This is a genomic window from Pseudomonas sp. GM33 (assembly GCF_000282295.1).
GTDB lineage: Bacteria > Pseudomonadota > Gammaproteobacteria > Pseudomonadales > Pseudomonadaceae > Aquipseudomonas > Aquipseudomonas laurylsulfatiphila.
Genome location: NZ_AKJO01000111.1, coordinates 49,683 through 56,634, shown reverse-complemented (window position 1 = coordinate 56,634; position 6,952 = coordinate 49,683). Strand labels below are relative to the sequence as shown.

Sequence of the window (6,952 nt, the reverse complement as noted above, 5' to 3'; positions counted from 1 at the left end):
GGGGCCGTACGTTCGGGGCGAGCGTTTTTTGCTTCCTTTTTTAGGCGCTTGTAAAAAAGGGAGTCGCCGTAAGGGCGAAACCGCCAGCCGCCGTTACCGCAGAAACGGATATGTACACAACCCAAACCACCGGCCTGGTCGGCCCAGAGGCCGCCAAGGCCTAGTCCCCTCGGACGATGTGACGACTGGACGTCAGAGCAAGAATCCATCGCACTCCACCCCCAACAAAAAAGGCCCAGTGCGATGAACGACGCCAATCTCAAAGCCGACATGCTCCAGGCCATGCGCCGCCTGGCCAAGTCCGTCACCATTATCAGCACCAGCAATGGCTCCGAACGCTTCGCCATGGCTGCCACCGCGGTCGACTCCCTGAGCACCGAACCGCCATCGCTGCTGATCTGCGTCAACAAGACCGCCTCGCCCCACGCCGCACTGGCGACCGGCGCGGACTTCTGCGTGAACATCCTCGGCGTCGAACAACAAGACCTGGCCAACCTGTGCAGCGGCGCGATCAAGGGCGAAGCGCGCTTCGACCGTGGCAACTGGCTGACCAGCCCCGGCGGCATTCCTTACCTGGGTGACGCACAATCGGCGATCCTCTGCCGCCAGGACGGCCACTTCAGTTACGGCACCCACACCGTGTTCATCGGACGCATCCTGCAGATCCACACCACTGATGCCATCACCCCGCTGGTCTACCTCGACGGCAGCTACACCACCACCGCCAAACCCGCACCTTCTCTCGCAGCCGCTGGCTGAGGCCCGAACATGGACAGCCTGAACCGGTTGACGGCGCTGCGAGTGAACAGCGCCGACCCCTTGCCATGGGATGACCGCTGCGACTTGCTGATCGTCGGGTTTGGCGGAGCCGGCGCCTGTGCCGCCATCGAAGCCAGCACTCGTGGCCTGTCGGTGCTCGCCCTGGATCGCTTCGAAGGCGGTGGCGCCACGGCACTCAGCGGTGGCGTGGTCTATGCCGGCGGCGGTACGCCGTATCAGCGCCAGGCAGGCTATGAAGACACCAGAGAGGCGATGTTCAATTACCTGCGCCAGGAAGTCGGCGAGGCCGTCAGCCTCGAGACGCTACGGGATTTCTGCGAAGGCAGCCGTGAGCAACTGGCCTGGCTGGAGCGACATGGCGCGGCCTTCGAAGCCAGCGTGCCGCCGCACAAGACTTCGTACCCGAGCGACCAGTACTACCTCTATTACTCCGGCAACGAAGCCGTGCCGGCCTATGCCGCCAGCGCCAAACCGGCACCTCGTGGCCATCGCACCAAAGGCCCGGGCATGTCCGGCGCCAGTCTGTTCGCCCCGCTCAAGGCCAGCGCCTTGCGAAACGGCGTACGCCTGCGCAGCCAGTGCGAAGTGCGGCGGCTGGTGCTCGACCTCGACGACAAGGTCCTCGGCGTCGAAGCCTGGCAGTTGCCGTCAGGTAGCCGCGCGGCCAAACAACATGCGCGTCTGTCGCGCTGGGCCGCAGCCATTCATATGTACGCTCCGGCCTTGGCCGACCGCTTGCGCGCCCGTCAGCGTCGCATCGAACAGACCAGCGCCATCCGCCAATTGATTCGCGCCGAACAGGCGGTGCTGTTGAGCAGCGGCGGTTTCATCTTCAATCGCGACCTGGTGCGCCAGCACGCGCCCCAGTACCTGGCCGGTCTGCCGCTGGGCGCCACCGGGTGCAACGGCAGCGGCATCGCCCTGGGCCAGAGCGCCGGCGGCAGCGTGGCGCGGATGGACAAGGTCAGCGCCTGGCGTTTCATCAATCCACCACTGGCCTGGGCCCGTGGGCTGATCGTCAATGCCCGGGGACAACGTTACGCCAACGAAGAAATCTACGGCGCGACCCTCGGCCACGCCATGGTCGAAGAACAGGATGGTCGCGCCATTCTGCTGCTCAACCGCGCGCTGGTACGTGAGGCATTGAGTCAGGTCGGTCCCGGCAAGGTGTGGAATTTCCAGCGCCTGCCGGTGCTGCTCAACCTGCTGTTCAACGCCAAACGCAGCAGCAGCCTGGCCGGGTTGGCCAAGCGCTGCCATCTGCCGCCGGAACTGCTGCGCCAGAGTGTCGAACGCTATAGCCGCGCGGCACGCGGTGAAGTCGCCGACGAGTTCGGGAAGTCCGCGGCGATGCTCGCCAACCTCGACCAGGGCCCGTGGTATGCCCTCGACCTTTCATTCGCCAGCAAACTGTTCCCCTGCCCGGTCATCACCCTGGGCGGGTTGAAAGTCTGCGAGGCCAGCGGTCGGGTGCTGGACCCTGCCGGCCAGCCAATAAACGGCCTGTACAGCGCCGGCCGCAATGCGGTCGGGGTCGCCTCCAACCTGTATGTCTCCGGCCTGTCACTGGCCGATTGCATCTATTCCGGTCGCCGGGCTGCCGCCCACGTGGCCGACCAATTCGCACTTCAAACCGCACGATCAGGAGAACAACAATGCAACGTGTAGAAGGCAAAGTCTGCATCATCACCGGCGCCGCCAGCGGCATTGGTCGCGAAGACGCTCTGCTGTTGGCCCGCGAAGGCGCCAAAGTAGTACTGACCGACCTCAACGAAGAAGCCGGCCGCCAGGCGGCTGCGGAAATCGGCGCCAACGCGCTGTTCATCCGCCACGACATCGCCAGCGAAAGCGACTGGCAACACGTGGTCAAGACCACCGTCGAACGCTTCGGCCGCCTCGACGTACTGGTCAACAACGCCGCGATCCTGGCCCTGGGCAGCATCGAAGACACCACCCTGGAGCTGTGGCAGAAGGTGCAGAAGATCAACGGCGACGGCTACTTCCTCGGTTGCAAGTACGCCATCCAGGCGATGAAGGAAAGCGGCGGCGGCTCGATCATCAACATGTCGTCGGTCGCCGCCCTGGGCGCCATGCCGATGTTCTGCGCTTACTCGGCGTCCAAAGGCGCGGTGGCGGCGATGACCCGCTCCATCGCCCTGCACTGCAAGCAACAGGGCTATCGCATCCGCTGCAACAGCGTGCACCCCGATGGCGTGAACACGCCGATGACCCAGGCCCTGGCCGGTGGTCAGCCGATCCCGCAGGAAGCGCTGGACCAGGACCCGATGAACCGCATGGCGGCGCCACGGGACATTGCCAACGTGGTGCTGTTCCTCGCCACCGACGAATCGCGGTTCGTCAACGGTGCCGAGATCCGGGTCGACAACGCCCAACTGATCAGCGGGCTCTGAGGTCGAGGTGAACATGGGCACGCAACAACAGAACCTGACCCCGGCCGAATCGACGACGGCAAGCGTCTCATTGCAAGTGTGCGCGGTGATCGACGAGACCGCCGATGCGCGCTCGCTGGTGCTGGACATACCGCCAACCCTGCGTGAGCGCTTTCGCTACAAACCGGGCCAGTTCCTGAGTTTTCGCGTGCCCTTCGCCGGCAAACTGTTGACCCGCTGCTACTCCATGGCCAGCTCGCCCCTCACGGACGCGCTGCCCAAGGTCACGGTGAAACGTGTCGACGGTGGCCGGGTGTCGAACTGGATGAACGAAGTCCAGGTCGGCGACTGGCTGGAAGTATTGCCACCGGCCGGGCATTTCTGCCTGGACCCGCAGGCGGACACCGAAAAGCCCCTGGTCCTGTTCGGGGGCGGTTCGGGCATCACCCCGGTGTTTTCCATTCTCAAATCAGTGCTCCATGGCAGCCGGCGGCCGATCAAGTTGATCTACGCCAACCGCGATGAGGCGTCGGTGATTTTCAAGGACGAGCTGTGCCAGTTGATCAAGGCGCATCCTGATCAACTGCACGTGGTGCACGTCCTCGATTCGGTGCAGGGCTTCCTGACGGACCATCAGGTCCGTCATCTGCTGCGCGGATCGGCCGGCGGCGACTACTTCATCTGCGGGCCGGGTCCTTTCATGGACACCGTGGAGCGCACGCTGCTGGCACTGGGCGAAGCGGCCGAACGCATACATGTCGAACGTTTCGTCTCGCCACCGGACCCCGATGAACTGCTGGCCGAAGAAACGCTGGCACGAGCGGCGGCCATGGATTCGCAATGTGAAGCGCTGATCGTCGAGCTCGACGGCCAGCAACACGAAATTGCCTGTAAACCCGGCGACACCTTGCTGCAAAGCTGCAAAGCGGCTGGCCTCGATGTGCCGTCGTCCTGTGAAGAAGGTTTTTGCGGGGCCTGCATGTGCGTGGTCAAGGAAGGCCAGACCCAACTGGCGCGCAACGACGTGCTGACCCCCAAGGAACTCGCCGACGGCTGGACGCTGGCCTGCCAGAGCCGCCCGACGGGTGCCCGGGTACGCCTGAAATTCCCGGATTAAGGCTACGCATCCCTCTGTAGGAGCTGCCGCAGGCTGCGATCTTTTGATCTTGCCTTTAAAAATCAAAAGATCGCAGCCTGCGGCAGCTCCTACAGGGGATTGCGTATGGGCTTTGTCGCCTTAGTCTCAACGGACGATCACTCAGGCCCGGTCTGCAGTTAGACTCGGCCACAGCATTAGCCCACAACAATAAAGAGGTGCAGTTATGGCTCGTTTGCAGAACAAGGTCGCGGTGGTCACCGGCGGCGCTTCGGGGATCGGTCTGGCCTGCGTGCGCCGTTTCGCTGCCGAAGGCGCGCAAGTGGTCGGGCTGGACATCGGCAGCGTCCCGGCAGACTTCCCCGGCCTGTTCATGACCCTGGACGTGCGCGACGAAGCGCAGGTGCAGCAGGTCATGCAAGACGTCATCAGCCGCTTCGGGCGCATCGATATCCTGGTCAACGCCGCCGGCGTCGCCGACCAGGGCAGCGTGACCCAGACCACCACCGCCAACTGGCAACGGGTGATGGACATCAACCTGACCGGCAGCATGCTCACCAGCAAGTACGCGCTGGCGTCGATGGTGGAGCAGCGCGGTGGTTCGATCATCAACGTCGGTTCGATCTTCGGCCTGCAAGGCTGCGATGGCAACGTGGCCTACAACGTGTCCAAGGGCGGCATCAACCAGCTGACCCGTTCGATGGCCATCGACTACGGCTACGCCAACATTCGCGTCAACGGCCTGTGCCCGGGCCTGATCGAAACACCGATGACCAGCATGGTCCGTGACAACGATGCGTTCCACGCCTTCTTCGCCTCGCAGCACATGCTCAGCCGCTCCGGACAACCGGAAGAAGTGGCCAATGTCGCGCTGTTCCTGGCTTCGGACGAAGCGTCCTTTGTCAGCGGCCAGATGATCGCCGTGGACGGTGGTTTCTCCGCCGGTCGCCGTTTCGCCCCGCCCGCCCAGTAATTCGCAATCCGGCCGGGCGCCCTGCCCGGCCTACTCCCTTTTTCGTCATTGTCTTCTAACCGGGGAGGCCCCATGCCGCCTGTCGCCACCGCACTGACCATCGCTCAACTGTTCGCCAACGCTGCCCAGGCCTACGGCGACCGCCCGGCCATCGAGGACGCGGGCCACAGCATCAGCTACCGACAACTCGACCAGTTGCGTCGCCAGGCTGCCCGCGCCCTGCTGGCCCTCGACGTACAGGCCGGGGACCGCGTGGCGATCTGGGCGCCCAACGTATGGGAATGGATCGTCGCCGCCGGCGCCCTGCAAAGTGTCGGCGCCGCCCTGGTACCGCTCAACACCCGGATGAAGGGCAGCGAGGCGGGCTACATCTTGCGCGAAAGCGGCACCTGCGTGCTGTTCGCCATCGGCGAATTCCTCGGCGCGGACTACCCCGGCATGCTGGTGTCGGAAGACCTGCCTGCGCTGCGCCACATCGTCAGCCTGCGCGGCGCCAATCCGGGCACCCTGGCCTGGGAGCGCTTTATGGATCTGGCGGCCGACGTGCCGCAACTAGCCTTGCGCACCCGCGAACAAAGCGTTGGCCCGCAAGCCTTGTCCGACGTACTGTTCACCTCGGGCACCACCGGCAAGCCCAAGGGCGTGATGACCAGCCACGGCCAGAACCTGCGCATCGTGCGTGACTGGAGCGACATCGTCGGGCTGCGCGAAAGCGATCGCTACCTGATCGTCAATCCGTTCTTCCACTCCTTCGGCTACAAGGCCGGCTGGCTGGCCGCATTGATGCGTGGCTGCACCCTCCTGCCGCAGCAGGTGTTCGACGTACAGGCCATGCTCGAATGCGTACAGCGCGAACGCATCACCGTGTTGCCCGGGCCGCCGACGCTGTATCAATCGTTGCTGGCCCATCCGCAACGCGGCGAGTTCGACCTGAGCTCATTGCGGGTAGCGGTAACCGGCGCGGCGGCGATCCCGGTGGAGATGATCCACCGCATGCGCGACGAACTGGGGTTCGCCACCATCGTCACCGCGTATGGCCTGACGGAAGTCTGCGGTTTCGCCACGATCTGCCGCTCCGGTGATTCCGCGGAACTGGTCGCCAACACCAGTGGCCGGGCGATGCCTGGGGTGGAAGTGCGCTGTGTCGGCAACACTGGCCGCAGCCAACCGGCGAACACTCCCGGTGAAGTGCAGATTCGCGGTTACAACCTGATGCAGGGTTACCTCAACAACCCCGAAGCCAGCCAGGAGATTCTCGACGCCGACGGTTGGCTGCACACCGGCGACATCGGCATGCTCGACGAACAGGGTTATCTGCGCATCACCGATCGCCTCAAGGACATGTTCATCACCGGTGGCTTCAACGTGTACCCGGCGGAGATCGAACAGTGCCTGCTGACCTATCCGGGCGTGGCCCAGGCCGCGGTGATCGGTATTCCCGATGAGCGCATGGGTGAGGTGGCGATGGCGTTCCTGTTGCCGGCACCCGGAATGGAAATCGAGCAGGCGCGGTTCCTCGCCTGGTGCCGTGAGCAGATGGCCAACTACAAGGTGCCGCGCCGGGTGCAGGTGCTGCAGAGCATGCCGATCAATGCCGCGGGGAAAGTGACGAAGAATGTGTTGCGTGAGTGGGCGTTGCGGCCGGTCAGTTAAGCGTCGGCGATATTTTGATTAATGCCACATTACCTGTGGGAGCGGGCTTGCCCGCGATGG

The 6,952-nt window shown here is 64.2% G+C and carries 6 protein-coding genes; all 6 read left to right on the top strand.

Translation table 11 applies throughout. From position 1 onward, the window contains the following. Window positions 1-243: 243 nt before the first annotated feature. The 6 genes from PMI26_RS08910 (at window position 244) to PMI26_RS08935 (ending at window position 6,892) form a co-directional block, all read left to right on the top strand. Window positions 244-759: a flavin reductase family protein gene (locus tag PMI26_RS08910; protein WP_007976920.1), complete on the top strand. Its 516-nt coding sequence runs from the start codon at window positions 244-246 to the stop codon at window positions 757-759. A 9-nt stretch (window positions 760-768) separates the two neighbouring features. Then, entirely contained in the window at window positions 769-2,448 is a 1,680-nt protein-coding gene (locus PMI26_RS08915; RefSeq protein WP_007976918.1) for an FAD-binding protein, read from the top strand. Beyond that, window positions 2,436-3,191 (top strand): glucose 1-dehydrogenase, encoded by a 756-nt coding sequence (locus PMI26_RS08920; protein ID WP_007976916.1) that lies wholly within the window; start codon window positions 2,436-2,438, stop codon window positions 3,189-3,191. Before PMI26_RS08915 ends, PMI26_RS08920 begins: the two co-directional genes overlap by 13 nt. 13 nt (window positions 3,192-3,204) lie before the next feature. Then, window positions 3,205-4,287: a ferredoxin--NADP reductase gene (locus tag PMI26_RS08925; protein ID WP_007976914.1), complete on the top strand. Its 1,083-nt coding sequence runs from the start codon at window positions 3,205-3,207 to the stop codon at window positions 4,285-4,287. Between the two features lie 205 nt (window positions 4,288-4,492). Further along, on the top strand, window positions 4,493-5,239 hold the full coding sequence (locus PMI26_RS08930) for an SDR family NAD(P)-dependent oxidoreductase (protein WP_007976912.1): 747 nt from the start codon (window positions 4,493-4,495) through the stop codon (window positions 5,237-5,239). A 72-nt stretch (window positions 5,240-5,311) separates the two neighbouring features. After that, window positions 5,312-6,892 (top strand): FadD3 family acyl-CoA ligase, encoded by a 1,581-nt coding sequence (locus PMI26_RS08935; protein ID WP_007976910.1) that lies wholly within the window; start codon window positions 5,312-5,314, stop codon window positions 6,890-6,892. Window positions 6,893-6,952: the final 60 nt, after the last annotated feature.